Source organism: Cognatishimia coralii, from assembly GCF_037478305.1.
Taxonomy (GTDB): Bacteria; Pseudomonadota; Alphaproteobacteria; order Rhodobacterales; family Rhodobacteraceae; genus Cognatishimia; species Cognatishimia coralii.
Genome location: NZ_JBBGAZ010000009.1, coordinates 53007 through 73793, shown reverse-complemented (window position 1 = coordinate 73793; position 20787 = coordinate 53007). Strand labels below are relative to the sequence as shown.

At 57.9% G+C, this 20787-nt stretch carries 21 protein-coding genes; 10 read left to right on the top strand and 11 right to left on the bottom strand.

The features are described 5' to 3' along the window. Nucleotides 1-2: 2 nt before the first annotated feature. The 3 genes from WG622_RS14695 to WG622_RS14685 form a co-directional block, all read right to left on the bottom strand. On the bottom strand, nucleotides 3-2033 hold the full coding sequence (locus WG622_RS14695) for an acetate--CoA ligase family protein (protein ID WP_339404300.1): 2031 nt from the start codon (nucleotides 2031-2033) through the stop codon (nucleotides 3-5). Nucleotides 2034-2246: 213 nt separating this feature from the next. After that, nucleotides 2247-2552, bottom strand: a complete 306-nt coding sequence (locus WG622_RS14690; RefSeq protein WP_339404299.1) for an Rdx family protein — start codon at nucleotides 2550-2552, stop codon at nucleotides 2247-2249. A gap of 2 nt (nucleotides 2553-2554) precedes the next feature. Continuing rightward, nucleotides 2555-3718, bottom strand: a complete 1164-nt coding sequence (locus tag WG622_RS14685) for an acyl-CoA dehydrogenase family protein (protein ID WP_339404298.1) — start codon at nucleotides 3716-3718, stop codon at nucleotides 2555-2557. A 75-nt stretch (nucleotides 3719-3793) separates the two neighbouring features. Between WG622_RS14685 and WG622_RS14680 the strand changes: the two genes are divergently transcribed. From WG622_RS14680 to WG622_RS14665, 4 genes are all read left to right on the top strand, one after another. Then, entirely contained in the window at nucleotides 3794-4726 is a 933-nt protein-coding gene (locus tag WG622_RS14680; protein ID WP_339404297.1) for a GlxA family transcriptional regulator, read from the top strand. A gap of 88 nt (nucleotides 4727-4814) precedes the next feature. Beyond that, complete coding sequence (gene ade / locus WG622_RS14675; protein WP_339404296.1) at nucleotides 4815-6623, top strand: adenine deaminase; 1809 nt, start codon at nucleotides 4815-4817, stop codon at nucleotides 6621-6623. Further along, nucleotides 6620-8092, top strand: coding sequence for an AMP nucleosidase (locus WG622_RS14670; RefSeq protein ID WP_339404295.1), 1473 nt, complete (start codon nucleotides 6620-6622; stop codon nucleotides 8090-8092). Before ade ends, WG622_RS14670 begins: the two co-directional genes overlap by 4 nt. A gap of 151 nt (nucleotides 8093-8243) precedes the next feature. Further along, nucleotides 8244-8531: an HU family DNA-binding protein gene (locus WG622_RS14665; protein WP_209357665.1), complete on the top strand. Its 288-nt coding sequence runs from the start codon at nucleotides 8244-8246 to the stop codon at nucleotides 8529-8531. A gap of 16 nt (nucleotides 8532-8547) precedes the next feature. Here the strand turns inward: WG622_RS14665 and WG622_RS14660 are convergent, their stop codons facing one another. Both WG622_RS14660 and pdxR read right to left on the bottom strand, forming a co-directional pair. Next, on the bottom strand, nucleotides 8548-9453 hold the full coding sequence (locus tag WG622_RS14660) for a sulfotransferase domain-containing protein (RefSeq protein WP_339404294.1): 906 nt from the start codon (nucleotides 9451-9453) through the stop codon (nucleotides 8548-8550). Nucleotides 9454-9468: 15 nt separating this feature from the next. Then, complete coding sequence (pdxR, locus tag WG622_RS14655) at nucleotides 9469-10860, bottom strand: MocR-like pyridoxine biosynthesis transcription factor PdxR (protein ID WP_339404293.1); 1392 nt, start codon at nucleotides 10858-10860, stop codon at nucleotides 9469-9471. A gap of 88 nt (nucleotides 10861-10948) precedes the next feature. Here pdxR and WG622_RS14650 point away from each other — a divergent pair, with 88 nt between their 5' ends. From WG622_RS14650 to msrA, 6 genes are all read left to right on the top strand, one after another. Then, nucleotides 10949-11656, top strand: a complete 708-nt coding sequence (locus WG622_RS14650) for a GNAT family N-acetyltransferase (RefSeq protein WP_339404292.1) — start codon at nucleotides 10949-10951, stop codon at nucleotides 11654-11656. Between the two features lie 139 nt (nucleotides 11657-11795). Beyond that, the gene (locus WG622_RS14645; RefSeq protein WP_209357662.1) at nucleotides 11796-12512 is read left to right on the top strand and encodes a cytochrome c biogenesis CcdA family protein; all 717 of its coding nucleotides are present in this window, start codon (nucleotides 11796-11798) and stop codon (nucleotides 12510-12512) included. Between the two features lie 12 nt (nucleotides 12513-12524). After that, nucleotides 12525-12938 carry a thioredoxin family protein gene (locus WG622_RS14640; protein WP_339404291.1) on the top strand — a complete coding sequence of 138 codons (414 nt, stop codon included), beginning with the start codon at nucleotides 12525-12527 and terminating at the stop codon, nucleotides 12936-12938. 63 nt (nucleotides 12939-13001) lie between these two features. Then, nucleotides 13002-13757 (top strand): SDR family NAD(P)-dependent oxidoreductase, encoded by a 756-nt coding sequence (locus WG622_RS14635; protein WP_339404290.1) that lies wholly within the window; start codon nucleotides 13002-13004, stop codon nucleotides 13755-13757. Between the two features lie 94 nt (nucleotides 13758-13851). Continuing rightward, on the top strand, nucleotides 13852-14301 hold the full coding sequence (gene msrB, locus WG622_RS14630) for a peptide-methionine (R)-S-oxide reductase MsrB (RefSeq protein WP_339404289.1): 450 nt from the start codon (nucleotides 13852-13854) through the stop codon (nucleotides 14299-14301). After that, on the top strand, nucleotides 14298-14804 hold the full coding sequence (gene msrA, locus WG622_RS14625; protein WP_339404288.1) for a peptide-methionine (S)-S-oxide reductase MsrA: 507 nt from the start codon (nucleotides 14298-14300) through the stop codon (nucleotides 14802-14804). The genes msrB and msrA overlap by 4 nt, the downstream gene beginning before the upstream one ends. Nucleotides 14805-14824: 20 nt before the next feature. Here the strand turns inward: msrA and WG622_RS14620 are convergent, their stop codons facing one another. The 6 genes from WG622_RS14620 to WG622_RS19245 form a co-directional block, all read right to left on the bottom strand. Beyond that, a complete protein-coding gene (locus WG622_RS14620) occupies nucleotides 14825-15601 on the bottom strand; it encodes a cyclase family protein (protein ID WP_339404287.1) in 777 nt (258 codons plus the stop codon). Between the two features lie 21 nt (nucleotides 15602-15622). Then, on the bottom strand, nucleotides 15623-17629 hold the full coding sequence (locus WG622_RS14615; RefSeq protein ID WP_339404286.1) for a hydantoinase/oxoprolinase N-terminal domain-containing protein: 2007 nt from the start codon (nucleotides 17627-17629) through the stop codon (nucleotides 15623-15625). Nucleotides 17630-17671: 42 nt separating this feature from the next. After that, nucleotides 17672-18724, bottom strand: coding sequence for a tRNA epoxyqueuosine(34) reductase QueG (gene queG / locus WG622_RS14610; RefSeq protein ID WP_438839174.1), 1053 nt, complete (start codon nucleotides 18722-18724; stop codon nucleotides 17672-17674). Between the two features lie 103 nt (nucleotides 18725-18827). Further along, entirely contained in the window at nucleotides 18828-19493 is a 666-nt protein-coding gene (gene fzlA / locus WG622_RS14605) for an FtsZ-binding protein FzlA (protein WP_303961274.1), read from the bottom strand. A 73-nt stretch (nucleotides 19494-19566) separates the two neighbouring features. After that, complete coding sequence (gene mtgA, locus WG622_RS14600; RefSeq protein WP_339404284.1) at nucleotides 19567-20292, bottom strand: monofunctional biosynthetic peptidoglycan transglycosylase; 726 nt, start codon at nucleotides 20290-20292, stop codon at nucleotides 19567-19569. A 76-nt stretch (nucleotides 20293-20368) separates the two neighbouring features. Beyond that, nucleotides 20369-20743, bottom strand: coding sequence for a DUF4189 domain-containing protein (locus WG622_RS19245; protein WP_369077074.1), 375 nt, complete (start codon nucleotides 20741-20743; stop codon nucleotides 20369-20371). Between the last annotated feature and the right edge of the window lie 44 nt (nucleotides 20744-20787).

Here is a 20787-nt window from a genome sequence, read left to right as displayed (position 1 = left end):
GGTTAGTCCTTACGGCGGATCAACGCGTCGACCGCAACCGCAGTTTCAGCGGTGCAGAGCAGCGGGTTGATCTCGATCTCCTCGAGCCCTTCGGCGTATGCCATGACATAGTCCTGCACAGCGCGGATGGCTGCAAGCACGGAAGGCATATCCGCAGGCGCCGCGCCGCGATAGCCGTTGAGCTGCTTCGCGATGCGTAGCTCTGAGAGGGCCTCGGTGATCTCGGCATCACTGGCAGGCACCAGCAAAGAGCGTCCGTCCTGCAGAAGTTCGGTCAGAGTGCCACCTGCCGCGAGCGTTAGGACAAAGCCGTGAGCCGGATCTTTGACAACACCAACCAAGAGTTCGGCAATGGTGCCGTCCACCAGCTCTTCGACCAGCCATGTCTCGCACGGCATGGCGTGGGCTGCGGCAATGGCCTCTTCCTTTGTGCCACGTGCCAGATAGACGCCACCCACGTCGGACTTGTGGGCGAGGCCTTCGGCTTTGATCACGCAGGGCATGCCGACCGCGTCGATGGCTGCGGGCAGGGCGTCTTTGCCCGGGGCCTGCTGCGCTTTGGGGATGCGTAGGCCAAAGCCTGCGAGGGCGGTTTTGGCCTCTGCTTCGTTGACCAAGTCTGGCGTGACCGTCGGGGTCGGCAAAAGCAGGGGGGCACGCTCTTCGCTTGGGCTCATCGCTGCGGCTTCGCAGGCGGCCATGGCCTCATTTAGGCCGGAAAAGGCGACGATGCCGGCTGCGGTCAGCTCATTGGCCAGGTCTTCGGGCAAAAGTTCCGGCAGGGTGGCGACAAGGCCAAAGTTGCCACCGGTTTGCTCTTTGGCAGCAATCAGGGCTTTGACGGTTTCGAGCCAGTCCTCGGGGTCTCCGCGATCCGTGCGGGGCAAGTCGAGGATCAGCATGGTCATCGCGAGCTGAGGGTCTGTCATTGCCGCGAAGGTTTTGGTCAGGGCAGGAACATCGCGCCAGATATAGGTGTGGTAATCCAGTGGGTTGGCCAAAGCGACCATCGGGCCGAGGGCTTCGCGCAGGTCGGTTTTCTGGCGCTCATTCAGCGGTGGAAAGACAAGATCACGGCCATGAGCGGTATCGGCAGCGAGGCTGGCTTCGCCGCCAGAGCAGCTCATCGTTGCAATCGTATTGGACGGCAGAGGCCCCGTCACATGCAACAGCTTCAACGTTTCAAGGAAGGACGCGAGGTCATCCAGCCGCGCAATCCCAAGACGTTTCAAAAGCGCTGCGGCGCCTGCGTCTCCGCCCGCAAGCGAGGCAGTATGAGACACAGTCGCCGCCTGCGCCTGCGCAGACTTACCAACTTTGATGGCAACAATCGGCTTGTTCACGGATTTCGCGTAAGCCGCGAGCTCTTCCCAAGCGCGCAGGTCGCCGAAGCCTTCAATATGCAGACCCAGGGCCGTAACGCGCGGATCATCCAACAGCCCGCGGCCAAGTTCTGCAATGCCGATCTGAGCCTGATTGCCGGCTGTGATCATATAGGCGATCGGCAGGCCTCGGTTCTGCATGGTGAGGTTGATGGCGATGTTGGAGCTTTGAGTGACGATGGCGACACCTGTTTCAGCGCTTTGCCCGCCTTGCTGGTCGGGCCACAGCAGCGCGCCATCGAGATAGTTGATAAACCCATAGCAATTCGGGCCGAGGATAGGCATGTCTCCGGCGGCGGCCAGCAGTTGGTCTTGCAGGCCGGCTGCGTTTTCGTCCTCGGCAGAGGCCTCAAGGAAGCCCGAGGCAAAACAGACCGCGCCGCCTGCGTTCATGGCGGACAATTGACCGACCAGATCGACAGTGATGAACCGGTTCACGCCGAGGAAAACGGCATCTGGCGCGGAAGGCAGAGCTGCGAGATCCTTGAAGACAGGCAAGCCCGCAAGCTCTTCGGCCTTGGGGTGTACGGGCCAGATCTCGCCCTGAAAGCCCATCTTTTGGCATTGTTCGATGACAGCCGCACACCAGGCACCGCCACCGACGACGGCTATGGATTTCGGGCGGAGAAGACGAGAAAGATCTCGGGTCATGTCTTTGGCTCACTGTTGCGCAGAAGGTTCGTGCCTCCGGCGGGGATATTTTTGGCAAGAGAATAAGGTTTTCTTAACCAAGTCTCTGCATCTTCATTTTGCGGTACAGGCGGGGACGCCGATGGCCGTGCAAGGGAAAGAGGTTTTCTTTCTTGGGGGTGCCAGAAGGCGCCCCTTTTTCTCTTGCCAAAAATATCCCCGCCGGAGGCAGTCTTAGGGTGCGTCTGCGCGGTCCAGATGACCCAGATCGCGCGTGGGTTCGATGATGTCCCTGACCCGTTGTTTCAGCTCTTTGGCGTCTGGAAAGCCGCCGTCGCGTTTGCGTTCCCAAAGGAGCGCGTCGTCGAGGGTGATCTCAAACACGCCGCCGATCTCGCCGGGCACCAAAGTGACTCCGCCGAGATCGTCTTTGAAGGTCTGCAAAAGCTCTTGGGCCATCCACCCAGCACGCAAAAGCCAGTTGCACCCGATGCAATAGGTGATCGTCACAACTGGCTTTGCGGCGGTGGTATCGCTCATGATCAGGCGCCGACCGGACGCAGCATTTCGCGGCTGATGATGTGGCGCTGGATCTCGGAAGTGCCTTCCCAGATACGCTCCACACGCGCGTCGCGCCAGATGCGTTCCAGAGGCAGCTCGTCCATCAGGCCCATGCCGCCGTGGATCTGGATCGCTTCATCGGCAATCATCGCCAGCGCTTCGGTCGCCTTGAGTTTCGCCATGGACATGTCGGACTCAGTCACGGTGCCTTGCTCAAACTTCCAGCCGCCGTTCCAGGTCAGAAGCTCTGCGGCTTTCAGCTCGGTCGCCATGTCGGCCAGTTTGAAGGATACACCTTGGAACTTACCGATCTGTTGGCCGAACTGTTTGCGTTCCGCGCAATAGTCGATGGAATGCTGCAGCGCACGTTCCGCGCGGCCCAAGCAGGTTGCTGCGACTTGCAGACGGGTTGCGCCCAGCCAGTCGTTGGCCACTTGGAAGCCCTTGTGGACTTCGCCCAGAACCGCGGATGCTGGCAGGCGGCAGTCGTCAAATTCCAGTACCTGGTTGGTGTAGCCACGGTGGGAGACGTTGCAATAGCCTTCGCGGACGGTGAAGCCCGGGGTGCCTTTGTCGACGAAGAAGGCCGTGATCAGTTTCTTTTTACCGCGTGGGGTGTCTTCTTCGCCGGTCGCCATGAAGACGATCGCAAATCCTGCGATGTCGGCGTGCGAGATAAAGTGTTTCGTGCCGTTCAGGATCCAGTCGTCGCCGTCTTGGCGTGCGGTAGCCTTCATGCCGCGCAGGTCGGAACCCGCGTCTGGCTCGGTCATTGCAAGGCAATCCCAGGTCTCGCCCTTCATGCAAGGGTAGAGATACTTCTCTTTTTGCTCATCGGTGCCCGCGAGCAGGATATTGGAGGGGCGCGCAACGCCGGTCCAGTGCAGCGCATAGTTGGTGCGGCCGAGTTCTTTTTCATACATCAGCCAAGTCAGCGTATCGAGACCCGCGCCGCCGACTTCTTCGGGCATGTTCGCCGCATAGAGGCCCGCTTCCATCGCCTTTTGCTGAATGTCTTTGATGACGTCCATATCCAGATGCCCGGTGCGTTCGATTTCCGCTTCATGCGGGTAGAGTTCATTCTCTACGAAAGCACGCACCGTATCTTGGATCATTTGTTGTTCTTCAGTGAGGCCGAAGTGCATGGCAGAATCTCCTTAGTTATTGCGCGCAACATGCCGCTCTTGACCAAGGATATCGTGCAGGATTAGATCAAAATTATGCCAAATTGGACAAAATCAACATCCGAGACCGAGACTTTCGATATCCTGCTGTTTGACGGATTTTCGAACCTATGTCTTGCCAATACGATTGAACCGCTCAGGGCGGCTAATATGATTTCGGCAAAGCCTTTGTATCATTGGCGGATCCTGACTTTGTCGGGAGAGCCTGCGACCAGTTCGAGCGGTCTGCGCGTGACTCCGGATGCTCCGCTTGGACAACTCTCTGGGGCTCTGTTGGCCGTGATGCCCTCATACGGATTTCGCGAGCTCGCAGGGTGGCGCAGTCAAGCGGCATTGCGGGCCGCGGCCTCGCGATATCCGGTGATTGCCGGGCTGGATACGGGCGCTTGGCTGATGGCGACAGCCGGACTCTTGGCGGGTTATCGGGCCACCATCCACTGGGAGGAACTGACGGGATTTGCCGAAAGGTTTTCTGACATTGAAACGGTGCGCGAACGCTTTGTGATCGATCGGGATCGTATTACGTGCTCGGGCGCACGCGCCGCGTATGATTTGACCCATCATTTGATTGGAGAAACCCATGGACAGGCGCTGGCATTGGAAGTGGGGCAGCTTTTGATGGCACGAGACCGTTCAACAAGCGGGGAAGTCACGACGGTGGATCAGGCGATTTCTATGATGGCAGCAAATCTGGAAATGCCGCTCACGATCGGAGAGGTTGCCCGGCATTGCGGCCAGACCCAAAAGGCTTTGGAAACACGCATGCAGGCGACCTATGGGGCCAGCCCACGCACGATTTATCGCCGGCTTCGCCTTAATCAAGCTCGCAAACTCTCGCGAGAAACCAGCTTGTCGGTGCGCGAGATAGCGTTGCGGTGCGGGTATGATGATCCGTCGGCCTTTACGCGCGCATTCAAGTCAGAATTTGGAACGACACCGCGCAACCTCCGCTCCGCGGATGTTGCCTGACGGGTTTTCGCTTTGGCTTGAAAGAGAATTCGCAAAAGCTTCATTTTCACATGCTTGAACCGACCAAAGTCTCGTGACAGAGTGCGACATGGAGCAACAAAAATTAAAAACATGGGCCGAAAGCGCCCCCCGCCTCATCAACACAGCCGCTGGCCGCACCCCTGCCGATTTGGTGATCAAATCAGGCCGCTGGGTGAATGTGCATACGCGCGAAATTCTAGACGATCATGACATTGCGATTGCCGAGGGCCGCATCGCTTATGTTGGTCCTGATGCCAGCCATTGCATTGGCGAAGACACCGAGATCATCGAGGCCGAGGGACGCTATATGATCCCGGGCCTCTGCGACGGGCATATGCATATTGAATCGGGCATGCTGACGCCTGCTGAATTTGCCCGCGCGGTGATCCCTCATGGCACGACCACGATGTTTACGGACCCGCATGAGATCGCGAATGTCTTGGGCCTTGAGGGCGTGCGCATGATGCATGACGAGGCGATGATGCAACCCGTCAATATCTTCACGCAAATGCCAAGCTGCGCGCCGTCGGCACCGGGGCTCGAAACCACCGGCTATGAGATCACGCCTGACGATGTCACCGAGGCCATGAGCTGGCCCGGTATCATCGGTTTGGGCGAGATGATGAACTTCCCCGGCGTGATCAACGCTGATCCCAAGATGCTCGCGGAAATGGCCGCGACGCAGGCGGCTGGCAAGACCATCGGCGGCCACTATGCCTCGCCCGATCTGGGTCCGAATTTCCACGCCTATGCAGCCGGAGGCCCTGCGGATGATCATGAAGGTACATGCGAGGCCGATGCGATCATGCGGGTGCGTCAGGGGATGCGCTCGATGATGCGGTTGGGGTCTGCGTGGTATGACGTCGAAACCCAGATCACAGTGGTGACGGAAAAGGGGCTGGATCCTCGGAACTTCATCCTGTGTACGGATGACTGCCACTCGGGGACTTTGGTCAATGACGGCCATATGAACCGCGTCGTGCGTCATGCGATTGACTGTGGATGCGACCCTGTGGTGGCGCTTCAGATGGCGACGATCAATACGGCGACGCATTTCGGATTAGAGCGTGAATTAGGCTCTATTACGCCCGGAAGGCGCGCAGATGTGATCCTGACGTCCGAACTGAAAACGCTCCCGATTGAGCATGTGATTGCCCGCGGCGTGACCATCGCGAAGGACGGAGAAGGGTTGGTGGATTGCCCTCATCTTGAGTGGCCGGATCATGCGCGCCAGACGGTGCATCTGGGCAAAAATCGCGTTGCAGAGGATTTCTACATCAAAGCACCAGAGGGTGCGAATGCGGTGACGGCGAATGTCATCGGCGTCTTAGAAAATCAAGCGCCCACGAAGGCGTTGAAGGCCGAACTGGCGGTTGAAGATGGCCTCGTTCAAATGGACGTCGACAAAGACGTGTGTCAGATCGCTCTGGTCGAACGCCACCAAGCGCTGGGCACCACGGTGAATGGGTTCGTCAGCGGCTTTGGCTATGAGGGGCGCATGGCCATGGCTTCGACGGTCGCGCATGACAGCCACCATATGATCGTCGTCGGCACCAGCCACGAAGACATGGCCCTGGCGGCCAATCGCTTGGGAGACGTCGGCGGCGGGGTAACCGTCTTTAAGGACGGCAAAGAGATCGCTTTGGTCGAACTGCCGATTGCCGGCCTCATGTCTGATGAACCCGCGAAAATAGTCTCTGCAAAGGCGCAAAACATGGTTGAGGCCATGGAGGCTTGCGGCTGTACCCTGAACAATGCCTACATGCAGCATTCGCTCTTGGCGCTGGTTGTGATCCCTGAAATCAGGATCAGCGACCTTGGCCTTGTTGATGTGACGAAATTTGAAATGACTGATGTGATTGAGGCCGCGCAATGACGCCCGTATCTCTTCCGATTGAAACCGTTGTGGCGACACCGACCGAAAGCTTCACCGATGCGAAGGCCGCGGTTGACCGCCTCTGCAGCCTTTATGCGGAGGCTACCAAATTTCTGACGCAGAAATTCACGACCACCCTGGCCAATGGCCCGGAAGGTCGCCGGATCCGTGCGTTTTACCCAGAGATCCGGATCACCACGACCAGCTTTGCAGGCATCGACAGCCGCCTGTCCTTTGGCCATGTCGCCGAACCCGGCGTCTATGCAACCACCGTCACTCGCCCCGACCTGTTCCGGCACTATCTGGAACAGCAGATTGGTCTCCTGATCGAGAACCACGGGGTTGGCGTTGAAATCGGCTATTCAGACACGCCCATTCCGGTGCATTTCGCAGTGCCCAGCGATGTCGAAGTCCCTCAGATGGGCTCCGCCAGCTTTCCGTTGCGCGACATCTTTGATGTGCCGGATCTCGACACAACAAATGATGACATTGTGAATGGTGTGGATGTGACCAAGGATGGCGAAGCGCATCCTTTGTCCCCGTTCACGGCGCAACGTGTAGATTATTCTTTGGCACGTCTGGCACACTATACGGCGACCGCGCCCGAGCATTTCCAGAACCATGTTCTTTTCACGAACTACCAGTTCTATTTCAGCGAGTTTGAGGCCTATGCCCGCAAAATGCTCGCAGATCCCGACAGCGGCTATACGAGCTTTGTCTCGACTGGAAACCACGAGATCACGACGGCGGATGCCGAGATCCCGATGGTCGAGAAACAGCCGCAGATGCCGACCTACCACTTGAAACGCAAAAACGGCTCAGGGATCACTTTGGTCAATATCGGGGTCGGCCCGTCAAACGCGAAAACGGCGACCGACCATATCGCGGTTTTGCGTCCGCATGCCTGGTTGATGGTCGGTCACTGCGCAGGCCTCAGAAATTCCCAGAGCCTTGGCGATTTTGTCCTCGCCCATTCCTACTTGCGCGAAGATCACGTGCTGGATGACGACCTGCCGATCTGGGTGCCGATCCCGCCGCTTGCGGAAATTCAGGTCGCGCTGGAGAACGCCGTGGCCGATGTCACCGAACTTTCGGGTTTTGAGCTGAAACGCATTATGCGGACGGGCACTGTTGCCACCATCGACAACCGCAACTGGGAACTGCGCGAGACCTCGGGTCCCGTACAGCGCCTTAGCCAGTCGCGCGCGGTAGCTTTGGACATGGAGAGCGCAACGATTGCCGCAAATGGGTTCAGGTTCCGTGTGCCCTACGGCACGCTGCTTTGCGTTTCCGACAAGCCCCTTCACGGAGAGCTCAAACTGCCAGGCATGGCCAGCGACTTTTACAAGACGCAAGTTGCGCGCCATTTGTTGATTGGAATCCGTGCGATGGAGTCCCTGCGGGATATGCCTCTGGAACGTTTGCATTCGCGGAAATTGCGGTCATTTGACGAAACCGCCTTCCTCTGATGCAAATTTTCTGTGGATAACCCGACGAAACTTGCGATTTTCGGCTGATTTCAACGTCAATCGCTCAGCATTTCGTTGTGTTCGTCGCGAAAAGCCCTTTAAATGTTGGCGATGAGGCCCAAAACACGGGCAGACTTAAGGAGACCATAAAATGGCAAAACCGATGACCAAAACTCAGCTCGTCGCCGCTCTGGCCGAGGAAATGGGGTCTGACAAAAAATCCGCTGGTGCAGCTCTGGACGCCGTATGCGCGCTGATCACCCGCGAAGTTTCCGGCGGTGGTGCTGTCACCCTGCCAGGTGTTGGTAAAATCTACTGCCGCGAGCGCCCAGAGCGCATGGTGCGCAACCCAGCCACCGGCGAGCAGATCAAGAAAGAAGCAGACAAGGTCGTGAAAATGACCATCGCCAAAGCGCTGAAAGACAGCGTTAACGGCTAAGCTCTGGCTTCCCTGTTTATGAGAGAGGGTCGCTTCGGCGGCCCTTTTCTTTTGCCGCATCGCCATATTCCAGCCAAGCGCGATGATCGGGCGAAAGATGGGTGTCCATCATTGCGTCATATGCGGCTATCTCTTCGGTCGCCAGCACGTCTTCCCACTGTCCCAGCGTACCGCTGTGGAAGAAGCCTGCGTCTGATTTGAAAAATCCCTTGCCGCCAGACGGGGCAAAACGTTCCGCATGGGCTTTCATATTTTCAAAGGTCGCGGCTTGGATGAGCTTTTCCATCTGATCTGCTGGATGATCCACGCCCAGAATTGAGGCGACTTGGGCCACGCAGCCCGTGAGGTCTCGGGTCATATCCGCGTAGTGGAACAGCGTCACATTTGGCTGGTCGGCGACCCTAAGCGCCGCTTCATAATGCCGAAGGATATGGGCAAGCGGCATAAAATCCATGTCGAACCCCTCGGGGCCACCATCTAGAAACCGGCGAAACGCTATGCGGTCCGGATCTTCTTCGGGGTACCACATGTCAAAGAGCCGGAGTGGCACATTGCGCACGTGATGCCTGAATGAGATATGCGCATCCAACGGGTGGCGAAAAACGCAAAGGTACTGGACGTTCTCATCCAAAGGCAGCCCGTCTATCGGCGTATGGCTTTTCATGCTGCGGCGATGCTCCATCGCCTCGAGGTGTGCTGCCACGTCGTCCATGTCACGCATCCTAATGTCGACCCATGGCATCTTGATCGACAGATCAGTCTCGATCTCGGGGTTGCCAGAGAACAGTAAAGCCACGATCGTTTGCATCCAAGTGGTGCCGCATTTCGGAGGCGTCACGACAATCACGTCATCAGAGCGCAGCGTCACCCGATCCCAGCGGCGATTGTCCGTCAAAGGGCCGAGATAAAGCTGTCGTGCCATATTGAAGCCTCCGGGTTACGCTGTGTCTATGACCCGCCGCAAAATCGTCAGCGCGTCGGCGGTCTCTTCCTCGTTCATACCACAATAGCCCAGAACCAAGCCGTTCCCTTTGGGCGTTCCCGCATAAAAGCGTGACAAGGCCTGAACTGTGACGCCTGCATACGCGGCCATCTCTTCGATGTGGAGGTCGTTTAGATGAGGTTTCAAGTGTAGCGCGATCTGCATGCCCGCCTGATGGTCTTTGACCGCTCCGACATCCTCAAAATCCCGCGCGAGGGCCTCAAGCAGGAACGCACGCCTGCGCCCATAGTGCCGCCGCACACGCCGAAGGTGGCGATAGAACTCACCACTTTGCATGAACTCCGCCAAAGGCGCTTGCGGCGTTACGCTGGCGCGGCTGCCAAAGCGTCGGAGCATCTCTGCAAAACGATCTCGCAACGCCAAAGGAGGGATGACGTAGCCCAAGCGCAAGCCAGAGGAAAACACCTTGGAAAAGCTGCCCACATAGATCGTGCGATTGAGGTCATCAAACCCCGCCATCGCAGGGATCGGTCGTCCGGCAAAGCGAAACTCGCTGTCGTAATCGTCTTCCACGATCCAGCTTTGTGTCGCGGTGGCCCAGGCCAGAAATTCTTGGCGACGGTTGGCAGACATTGTGCCGCCTAGGGGATATTGGTGGGAAGGCGTTAGCACCACAAAGGCCGCCTCTTGGTCGGGCACGCAGGCGCCCTGATCGTCCAGCGCCATATCAACCGTACGCATCCCCATGGCTTCGACTTGCCGTCGCATTGGCTGATATCCCGGGTTTTCCAAGGCGATCGGATCCCCCGCTTTGCTCAGGGCGCGCAGGCACAGTTCCAGGCCCTCAATAGATCCTGCGGTGACAAAGATCTGCTCTGGAACCGCCCGCACCCCGCGCCACTCCCGCACATGCTCGGCAATGGCCTCGCGCAGGGCCGGAAACCCTTGCAGCGACTGCGAAACCAAAAGATCCTCGGGTCGCTTGCGCGCCACCCGCGCAACGGTTTTGGCCCAGGCACGATAAGGAAAAAGACGCATGTCTGGATTGCCTGACAGAAATCCATAAGGGGCATCCTCGGGTGGAAGGCTATTCAGGCCGGTCGGTGCAGGCACCACGTCAATTTCAGGTGTCTCCACGACACAGACCTCATAGCCCGCCCCTTGTCGGCCTTCGATATAGCCCTCGGCCACCAGCTGTTCATAGGCCGTGACAACCGTCGAGCGCGATACGCCCAACTCTTCGGCAAAGCTCCGCGTTGGCGGGAGTTTCGTGCCTTTCGGTTTGGTCCCTTTGCGAATGTCCTGACGCAAGGCGTCGCAGATCTGCTCAAAGACTGGGGTCTTTTTGCTACGGTCGATGGTGAAGGCAAGCCAGGTCGATGACATCAGATTGGTCTGTTTGAAAAGTCAAAAATTGGGTGTTTATTCAAGTCCTATATCATGTGAGGTGAGGCGAAACATCAAGGACGATCTCATGACGCGCAAAAATCACCTCGGCCAACCCATCGGAGAAGACGTGCCTGGTTGGACCGGTGCAAAATGGCCAGAGCGCGGCGTGCTAAATGGCCGCTATTGCTCGGTCGCACCTTTGTCTGCCAAAGACCACGCGCGGGCGCTCTATGATGCCTATGCGCAGGACGAAAAGGCGTCGGTCTGGACCTATATGTATGTAGGCCCGTTCGAGAATTTTGCAGACTTCGAAACGCTGATTGCCGCGTATGAAGTCGCGAAGGATCCGCATTATTATGCCATCCTGGACACAGAAGGCGCACCCATCGGCATAGCAAGCCTCATGCGGATCAAACCCGACGGTGGCAGCATAGAAGTCGGAGGCATCGCCTATGCGCCTGTCCTGCAGCGTACGCCTGCCGCCACCGAAGCTATGAGCCTTCTAATGCGCTATGCATTCGAGGATCTCGGATATCGCCGCTATGAATGGAAATGCGATGCCTTGAATGCACCCTCTCGCCGTGCAGCCACCCGCCTCGGGTTCCAGTACGAAGGCCTTTTCCGTCAGGCACTGGTCTACAAAGGCCGCAACAGAGACACCGCGTGGTTTGCCATCACCGATCAGGACTGGCCGAAGATCAAAGCTGCGCATGACGCATGGCTGTCGCCTGACAATTTCGACGCGGAGGGCACCCAACGCCAAAGCCTCAGCGCCCTCATTTCATCTTGCTGAAAATACTCTGGGGTGAGCAGGCTAGGCCTGCGAGGGGCAACGCCCCTTTGTGGAATGTGTCAATCCACACACGCATTCTTGAAGCGTGACGCCTGCTCTGTGAAATGACATCGGACAGCGCTTGGGCCATGGTGCCCCCATGGAATTGCTGTTTTTTGCCTATCTCGCGGGGCTTTTGACCCTGATCAACCCCTGCGTTCTGCCGGTTTTGCCGATTGTCGTGGCCTCGGCGCTGCAGGCGCATCGCCATGGGCCTGCAGTAATGGCATTGGGCATGAGCCTCTCGTTCGTGGTGCTCGGCGTGTCGATCACCGCCTTTGGCTATGCCATCGGCCTGACCACAGACGACATTTCCCGTGCAGGTGCGGTTCTGATGATTGGCTTTGGTCTGATCCTGCTCATTCCCCGCTTTTCCTCTGCCTTTTCCCTCGCGACCGCTGGGGTGGCTTCTTCTGCAGACAGCCAGCTCGATCAGATCGATCGCTCGACCCTAAGGGGCCAATTCCTCGGTGGCCTCCTGCTGGGCATGGTCTGGAGCCCCTGCGTTGGACCCACCCTCGGCGGCGCAATTTCTTTGGCCTCGCAGGGCGAGTCTCTGGCCTGGGCGACCCTCATAATGGTGTTTTTTGCACTCGGCGTATCTACGTTGATCCTCGCGCTTGGCTATGGCGCCCGCGCCGCCCTGATGCGCCGCCAAGACACGCTGCGCAAAATAGCCACCGCCGCTCGCCCGCTGATGGGCCTGATTTTCACCGCCGTCGGACTGATGCTCTTTTTCCGCTGGCACCACATCATCGAAGCCTGGCTGCTGGATCGCATGCCGCTTTGGCTTCTGGACCTTTCTGTCGCCTTCTAAGGAGATTTCAACATGAACCGTCGTGACTTTATGCTTCTGACTGCCGCCGTATCGACTGTGCCCGCGCTGGGCTATGCATCGGTGGATTACACCAAAGGCCTGATCGAAAAACATCTGGCTGCTGGCGACACCGTCTATGTGGATTTCAAAACCGACTGGTGCTCGACCTGCCGTGCGATGGCGCGCCGCCTTGATGTGCTCCGCGAGGAAAACCCAGCCTACGACAAGCACATCGTCTTCATCGACGTGGACTTTGATCGCTGGGGCGGGAGCAGCTTGACCAAAAAATGGAACGTACCAAGCCGCTCGACCCACCTTGTGTTGAAAGGCGATCAGGAACTGGGCCGCGTCTATGCGAAAAGCTCTGCGCGCGCGATCGGCGGGTTGCTGGACATCGCGCTAGAGGCGGCGACCGCAACCTCCTAAGGCGTTGCCTGAGCAAACCCCATGTGCCATCTCTTGGGGACACAACCCAAGAGATGAATGCACATGACACAGAAAGTCGCTTTGGTTACCGGAGCCGCGAGAGGCATTGGTCTCGCGACCACGCGCTTGTTCCTGAAATCAGGCTGGCGGGTTGCATTGGTGGATTGGGATGGTGCCGAGCTGACCTCTGCATCCGCAGATTTAGAACAGGTTCTTCCTATTGAGTGCGATGTCTCTAGTCCCAGCGACGTCGAAGATATCCTTTCAAAGACGCTGAGCGCATTTGGCCAAGTCGATGCATTGATCAACAACGCAGGCGTCGCCGACTTCGGGCCAATTGAAGAGACCGATTTCGAACGGTGGCGGCGCGTTATGGCAACGAATTTGGATGGGGTCTTCCTTATGTCTCAAGCGGCAACTCCAGCTTTGAAAGAGACCAAGGGCAACATCGTAAACATCGCGTCAATCTCGGGCCTGCGCGCGTCTACTCTGCGCGTGGCGTATGGCACGTCAAAAGCGGCTGTAATCCAACTGACGAAACAGCAAGCCGCGGAATTGGGCGAATATGGTATCCGCGCAAATTGCGTGTGCCCGGGCCCTGTGCGCACCAAGCTTGCGATGGCAGTCCATTCTCAGGACATCATCGATGCCTACCATGATGCCATTCCGCTTAATCGTTATGGAAGCGAAGAGGAGATCGCAGAGGCAATTTGCTTTTTGGCCTCCGACAAAGCCAGTTATATTACGGGGCAGATCCTGGCGGCTGATGGTGGATTTGACTCAACCGGTGTTGGCCTGCCAGCTTTGCGCAAGTCGTAATCGCGTTCACAGCTCTGTCAGATTATGGCAACAAACCTTTGAATTACAACGACGCGCGCCATCTATTGGACAGGACACATATTTGGAGGTTCTTATGACCCAATATCGCAAAGACCCTGATGTCATCGCCAATCTGACGGACGAGCAGTTCTGGGTGACGCAACAAAGCGGGACAGAACGGCCCGGTTCAGGGAATTTGCTTTATAACAAAGAGCCTGGGATCTATGTCGATGTTGTTTCTGGTGAACCTCTGTTCGCAAGTTCCGACAAATATGAATCGGGTTGTGGCTGGCCGAGCTTTACCAAACCTATCGAAGCGGCACATGTTACCGAACACCACGACGCCACGCACGGAATGATCCGCACCGAGGTGCGTTCAAAACATGGCGACAGCCATCTGGGGCATGTCTTTCCGGACGGACCTCAGGATCGGGGTGGTTTGCGCTATTGCATCAACTCAGCCAGCCTTCGGTTCGTGCATCGCGATGACATGGAGGCCGAAGGCTATGGCGCCTATATCGATCAAGTGGAGGACGTAGCATGAGTGAACGTGCAGTATTGGCCGGGGGGTGTTTCTGGGGCATGGAGGATCTGATCCGTCGCCAGAAAGGTGTTCTGAAAACCCGTGTCGGTTATACCGGTGGCGATGTGCCCAACGCGACCTATCGCAACCATGGCACCCATGCCGAGGGTATCGAGATCATATTTGATCCGGCGCAGACCTCCTATCGCGAGATCCTGGAGTTCTTTTTCCAGATCCACGACCCGACCACGGTGAACCGGCAGGGCAATGATATCGGGACGTCGTATCGCTCGGCGATCTATTATGTCGACGAGGCACAGAAAGCCGTCGCGCTGGACACCATCGCGGATGTCGACGCGTCAGGCCTTTGGCCAGGGAAAGTGGTCACCGAAGTCGAACCGGTCAGCGACTTTTGGGAGGCTGAAGACTATCATCAGGACTATCTGGTGAAGAACCCGCGCGGCTACACCTGTCACTTCCCGCGCGCGGGCTGGGTTCTGCCAAAACGGGATGCTGCTGAATAGGCGCTGTTTGCACGCCAATGTCAGTCCTCAAAGATCGCCACGGCGCGCACGAATCCTGCTGATGCGCCTTTGATCTTGAACGGAAAGCACGAAATTTCAAATCCAGTGGCTGGCAGCTCTTCTAGGGCTGTCAGTTTTTCTATGTGGCAATAGCCGATCTCCATCGAGGCCCGATGACCTTCCCAGATCAAGGATGGATCTTGGGTCTCTGCATAGGCCTTGGCGGTCAGCGCAAACGGCGCGTCCCAACTCCAGGCGTCCGTGCCAGTAACACGCACGCCGCGTTCCGTCAGGAAAAGCGTCGCCTCACGCCCCATGCCGCAGCCTTTGAGAAGATAGTCGGGCTGGCCGTAATGCGTCCCCGCCGACGTGTTCACTACGACAATATCCAAGGGCTTGAGGGTATGGCCGATCCGGTCAAGCTCGGCCTCAACATCGGCGGCGGTGACGACATAGCCGTCCTCAAAATGGCGGAAGTCCAGTTTCACGCCGGGGTTCATACACCACTCCAGTGGGACTTCGTCGATGGTGATGGCGCGCTCTCCGTTGTTCATGGTTGAATGGTGGTGGTAGGGCGCATCCAGGTGGGTGCCGTTGTGGGTCGCGATCTTGAGCCGCTCAATCGCCCAGCCTTCGCCACCCGGCAGGTCTTCTTTGGCGAGGCCCGGAAAGAAGGACATCACCTGTTCGGCGGTTTGATCATGGGTCAAATATTCCATTTCAGGCAACATGATCGGGGGATCAGACACGATCCCCATTTCCAAAGGCACGGAAAGATCAACGAAACGACGCGGCATGGGTTTCTCCGAAATGAGGCTCTATTCCACCGCAATACGCGGGCGACCAGAGGCTTCGACAAGGATATCGGCCTCGATGAATACCTCACGGTTTTCAGCCTGAGCGGATTTCACGTCGCGCAGAGCTGTGACCTGAATACCCTCGGCGCCTGCCGCTTTTGCATCCGCAAGCGCCCCGGTGCGCAGCCAGTCTTCAAGCCGTTTCATCGCCTGTTCGGCCGTGCCATAGTCCTCGGGTTCCGCATCAAGATGCACGCGGAACCGTCCCTCGGACGGTGACGTCACTGTCCCGCGCCGACGGATCGTGACCTGCCCGACCACAGCCCCAATCGCATTGGCGACCCCTGCATGGTCCGGCAAGATCATCTCGCAATTCAGCGCATTGCCGACCGCAGGGTAGTAGCTTTTGGCAGAGGCGCCCAAGCCGATCACCGGGAGGTTAAGTCCCGCATCCATCCGCAGAATGCCACGATGCCCCGAGAGCGCCGCCGCCAACATGTTTGACCGCGCCAGATCCGCGGAGGTTCCGGCAAAATCATGGGCCTCTTCGGCGAAAGCAGTCTCTAGCAAAGCCCATTTGGTCTGATCCGTAAGCTGATCGATGATGATCTTTGCCATGTCTACGGCTGACTTCGCCAAGGGATTGCCCGCGCCCGTGCGACGGCGGCCAAACAGCATCAGCGCCTTTTCTGCCGCGTCACGATCCCAAACCGAAACCTTGCCCATAACATGGCTTGCATCCGATGGAGTCACGCCAGCGATCTGCACCAATCCGCGCTCCACCAGACGGCGCAGAGCCTTCGCGTCAAGGCGATTGCGAAGCACATCTCCAAAGGGGCGCAGATTATCGCCCAAACGGTCCAAAAGATCCGCCCCGCGCCCTTCAAGACCTACAGGTGTCTGACCCAGGACACGCCGCGCAAAACGCGCATCGTGATCTCCGGGCGCGCTGTTGCCCAATTGGCGGTCCAGAACCTCGTGCACCATCTCGGGCGCATCAAGCGCCATCAATGAGATGGGCAGCAAGCGACGAGGCCCAAGGGTGACGCCGCCCTTTAGGCCTTCGCCCACGAAATGTACTTCGGAGTCGCCGCCTAGGCCCGTCGTGCGCATCGCAACGGCCTCGACCATCGTGCGAAACGGACCAACACGCGCACCGTCCGGGTCAATCGCAGGGCGTCCGCCTGTAAGAAGGCAGACGTCTGTCGTGGTGCCGCCGATATCGCTGACGAGGGCGTGGTCGGCCTGCGTCATCCAGCGTGCACCGACGATAGAGGCCGCAGGGCCCGACAGGATCGTTTCAATCGGGCGCTCTCGGGCAAAGTCCGCCGAAATCAATGCGCCATCGCCGCGCACGACCATTAAGGGGGCAGTGATGCCCAGCTCTGTCAGCCGCGTTTCCGCGCGCGAGATCAGTCCGTCGATCATCCCGATCAACCGCGCATTGAGGATCGCGGTCAGGGCACGTTTGGGCCCGTTCAATTTCGAAGACAGGTGGTGCGAACAGGTGACCGGTTTACCTGTGGCTTCTTTGATCAGCCGCAGCGCTTCTTGCTCATGCGCCGGATTGCGGGTGGCGAACTGCGCGGCGACGGCAAAGCCTGAAACACCGTCCCCATGTTCTGTCAGCCAGGACAAAAGCCCGACCTCATCCAAAGGCGCTTTTTCACCTCCTGCATGGGTATGCCCGCCCTCAATCACGACCGCCGGATCACCCGCCAGCGCATCGCTCAGGCCATGTTTTGCTAGGTCGCTTTCCTTGAACCCGATCAGCACCAACGCCACGCGGCCGCCTTGGCCTTCAACCAAAGCATTGGTCGCCAGAGTGGTAGACAAGGAGGCAAGAGAAATGTCCGAAGGATCTACGCCGGATTGGCTCAAAACCGCCTCAACCGCGCCGCCAATACCCTCGGCCAGATCATGGCGCGTTGTCAGGGATTTCGCAGAGGCGATCACCTCGGCCTCGTCTCGGATAAGCACCGCGTCCGTATAGGTTCCTCCGGTATCAACACCCAGCGCCAGGCTCATGTCGCTCTCTCCCCTCGTGGTCGCCGAGGGCTACCCTGTGGATTATCCCCGATCAACCCCATTCGCGACATCCCGCAGTCGCGCCAAGGCCCATTGCGCGGCATCTGCGACCGTGGCGTCGGGGTCTTGGCTGAGTCCTTCGATCTGGGGGATATAGTCGGCGATCCCCGAGTTCCCCATCGCATAGAGCACATTGCGCACAAAGCGGTTGCGCCCGATGCGTTTGATCGGACTGCCCGAGAATTTCGCGCGGAACGCAGTGTCGTCTAACGCGACCAATTCGCCCAGCTTGGGTGCGATCAGATCGTCCCGCGCGTGATATCGGATCTCACGCGCTTCCACGGCGAATTTATTCCAGGGGCAGGCCGCCAGACAATCGTCGCAGCCGTAAATGCGATTGCCCAAGAGGGGGCGTAACCCTTCATCCACCGGCCCGTGATGTTCAATGGTCAGATAAGAAATGCATCGTCGCGCGTCGATCTGATTTGGGGCTGGAAAGGCATTCGTTGGGCAGGCATCCAGACAAGCGCGGCAGGACCCGCAATGGTCGATCTCAGGTGGATCAGGCTCTAATTCAACCGTGGTAAAGACCGATCCGATGAAGAACCAACTGCCCAGATCTCTGCTGACTAAGTTGGTGTGCTTGCCCTGCCACCCAAGCCCCGACGCCTGTCCCAATGCTTTCTCAGGCACGGGTGCCGTGTCGACAAAGATCTTCACCTCCGTCTCGGATCCCACTTCGGCAATCAACCAACGGGCCAAGCGCTTCAGGCGTTTCTTGACCAGATCATGATAGTCCTTGTTCTGAGCATAAACCGAGATCGCCGCACGATCTGCCATCCCATGCACCGCCAGCGGATCGACCTCGGGCGTATAGCTTTCGCCCAATACAATCACAGAGCGCGCCTCAGGCCACAAAGCCGCAGGGTTTTCACGCCAATGCACCCGATCCGCGAGCCAGCCCATCTGACCGTGATGCCCAGCCTCCAAAAATCCACGCAGGCCTTCCGGCACCCAAGGCACAGCATCAGGCCGCGTGATACGGCATAGGTCAAATCCCACCGCCTCGGCTTCGGCCAATAGTCGTGCTTTCAGATCCAAACCGAACGCTTTCTCTTGCCCGAAATATCCTCGGGGTGAATGGGTGGGCGCGCGACGCGCGACCGCTCAGAGGGGCAGACGGCCCCTCCGCTACCTATCAGAAATCCAGATCCGCGTAATGGGGTGGCGGCGGGAAGCCCGGCACGTGATCTGCCAGAATGGACCGGAAGGCCGGACGAGACTTGATCGTCGCGTACCAGTCCTTAACCGATTGCGAGCGGTTCCAATCCACGTCGCTGATATAATCCAACGATGACAGATGCGCTGCTGCTGCGAAATCCGCGAGGCTCATTGTGTCGCCTGCCAACCAACGGCGATGCTCCAGCAGCCAGTTCATATAGTCCAGGTGATACTTGATCGCTTTCGCGCCGTCTTTGACGTTCGAGCTGATCGGATAGCCTGTGCCATGCAGCTTGCGATTGACCCGCTCATACAGAAGGTTGCTGGTCACCTCGGCATGGAATTTATCGTCAAACCAGCTGACCAGACGGCGGACTTCATAGCGTTTATCCGCCCCTTTCGGCAGCAAAGCAGGTTCTGGATAGGCTTCTTCCAGATACTCGCAGATGGCCGCACTTTCGGACATGGTTCTCTCGCCCATGCGCAGCACGGGCACTTTGCCAGCCGGGTTACGGCGCAGGAAATCTGCATCCTTCTCCCAATAGCGTTCTTCAACCAGCTCACATTCAATTTTCTTTTCCGCAAGGCTCAGGCGCACTTTGCGGCAGAAAGGAGAAAGAGGGGCGTGAAAGAGACGGGCCATATGTCACCGGATGAGACGAAGTCTCTCTCTAATTGCAGAAATCACACAAAGGATTCAACCACTGAGTGGTGGCTTATTCAAAACAAGCGGCGCGCCCGTCTTTTTGGATTGTCGCTGCCCCATCGATAATCTGTGCCGCGCGTCTGACCACGGCGTTGCTGGGGCGGCTGGCCGAACGTTGTTTCGGGTTGGGCAGGATCGCCGCCAGCCGCGCGGCCTGCGCTGCGCTAAGTTGCGAGGGTAAAACCCCGAAATAATGCTGAGCTGCCGCGTCCACGCCAAAGACGCCTTCGTCAAACTCGGCAACATTCACATAGACCTCTAGGATCCTCCGTTTGGTCCAGATCAGCTCGACAAAGGGCGTGGTCACCGCCTCGAGCGCCTTGCGCACCCAACTGCGGCCCTGCCAGAGGTAGACGTTTTTCACAGTCTGTTGGGTCAGGGTCGAAGCACCCCGGTCTGCGCCATCCGCAATGGCGTCTCGGATAGCGCTCATGTCAAAGCCCCAGTGGTCGCAGAAATTGGCGTCCTCAGCCGCCACAACAGAGCGGAACACAACGGGTGCAACGTCATCAGCGTCGACCCATTGGAAATCGACCTCTCCGAGGCGTTCGCGTTCTGAATAAATGGTCCATGTGGTCGGAGGATCGACCAACCCGTAAAAAGCAATCGCTAATAAAAACACAGCACTGACTCCGAGCAATCCGCGCACAACCACCAACCGAATCCGCTGGCGTTGTCGTTTGAACCACCCGACCTTCTTTGTTGTCTTTTTTCTAGGTCTTGCCTTTTTGGCCATTTATCTGGACCCGATTGACTGCATCACCACTCTATCTATTCACGAGATACGCGTCACTGCTGGTTTTCGCAAGAAATCAGCGTGAGCAGGCCCAAACAATCACGCGGCATTCGTAAGACGTCGCGCTACAGGCCTTCTTGGCTTTGTCCTTAGCCAGATCTCGGGTCCGCGCAGTCGAGATCGCCCATTTCTGGTCCGCTCCTCGCGCAACTGCAGCGCATTCATTGTAGAATGTATGCACTTCTGAGCACATCCATCGGCAGGATTTTGTTGCTTCCCTATGGGCTGCCCGCTCTGACCATTTGCCGAAGCTATAACTGATGCGTCCTTTGTGCCCGAAGGCAACTGCGCCCCAGCATTTTTCGTATCCACATTCCCCGGCGTGTCCACTGCTCGATGATACCGCCAAAACGAGCCCCAATAGACTGGCTCGGAGTATTGTATTTTTCATGCCCGAAAATTTGCGATGTCTCGAAGGCATTGAATATAAACCAA

Coding starts and splice junctions, on each gene's coding strand:
- msrB (WP_339404289.1), top strand. CDS start 13,852: ATGACCCAATATCGCAAAGACCCTGATGTCATCGCCAATCTGACGGAC.
- WG622_RS14665 (WP_209357665.1), top strand. CDS start 8,244: ATGGCAAAACCGATGACCAAAACTCAGCTCGTCGCCGCTCTGGCCGAG.
- WG622_RS14650 (WP_339404292.1), top strand. CDS start 10,949: ATGACGCGCAAAAATCACCTCGGCCAACCCATCGGAGAAGACGTGCCT.
- WG622_RS14645 (WP_209357662.1), top strand. CDS start 11,796: ATGGAATTGCTGTTTTTTGCCTATCTCGCGGGGCTTTTGACCCTGATC.
- msrA (WP_339404288.1), top strand. CDS start 14,298: ATGAGTGAACGTGCAGTATTGGCCGGGGGGTGTTTCTGGGGCATGGAG.
- WG622_RS14615 (WP_339404286.1), bottom strand. CDS start 17,629: ATGAGCCTGGCGCTGGGTGTTGATACCGGAGGAACCTATACGGACGCG.
- WG622_RS14660 (WP_339404294.1), bottom strand. CDS start 9,453: ATGGCACGACAGCTTTATCTCGGCCCTTTGACGGACAATCGCCGCTGG.
- WG622_RS14620 (WP_339404287.1), bottom strand. CDS start 15,601: ATGCCGCGTCGTTTCGTTGATCTTTCCGTGCCTTTGGAAATGGGGATC.
- WG622_RS14635 (WP_339404290.1), top strand. CDS start 13,002: ATGACACAGAAAGTCGCTTTGGTTACCGGAGCCGCGAGAGGCATTGGT.
- WG622_RS14685 (WP_339404298.1), bottom strand. CDS start 3,718: ATGCACTTCGGCCTCACTGAAGAACAACAAATGATCCAAGATACGGTG.
- WG622_RS14680 (WP_339404297.1), top strand. CDS start 3,794: ATGCCAAATTGGACAAAATCAACATCCGAGACCGAGACTTTCGATATC.
- fzlA (WP_303961274.1), bottom strand. CDS start 19,493: ATGGCCCGTCTCTTTCACGCCCCTCTTTCTCCTTTCTGCCGCAAAGTG.
- WG622_RS14695 (WP_339404300.1), bottom strand. CDS start 2,033: ATGACCCGAGATCTTTCTCGTCTTCTCCGCCCGAAATCCATAGCCGTC.
- WG622_RS19245 (WP_369077074.1), bottom strand. CDS start 20,743: ATGAAAAATACAATACTCCGAGCCAGTCTATTGGGGCTCGTTTTGGCG.
- ade (WP_339404296.1), top strand. CDS start 4,815: ATGGAGCAACAAAAATTAAAAACATGGGCCGAAAGCGCCCCCCGCCTC.
- WG622_RS14640 (WP_339404291.1), top strand. CDS start 12,525: ATGAACCGTCGTGACTTTATGCTTCTGACTGCCGCCGTATCGACTGTG.
- mtgA (WP_339404284.1), bottom strand. CDS start 20,292: ATGGCCAAAAAGGCAAGACCTAGAAAAAAGACAACAAAGAAGGTCGGG.
- WG622_RS14670 (WP_339404295.1), top strand. CDS start 6,620: ATGACGCCCGTATCTCTTCCGATTGAAACCGTTGTGGCGACACCGACC.
- pdxR (WP_339404293.1), bottom strand. CDS start 10,860: ATGTCATCGACCTGGCTTGCCTTCACCATCGACCGTAGCAAAAAGACC.
- WG622_RS14690 (WP_339404299.1), bottom strand. CDS start 2,552: ATGAGCGATACCACCGCCGCAAAGCCAGTTGTGACGATCACCTATTGC.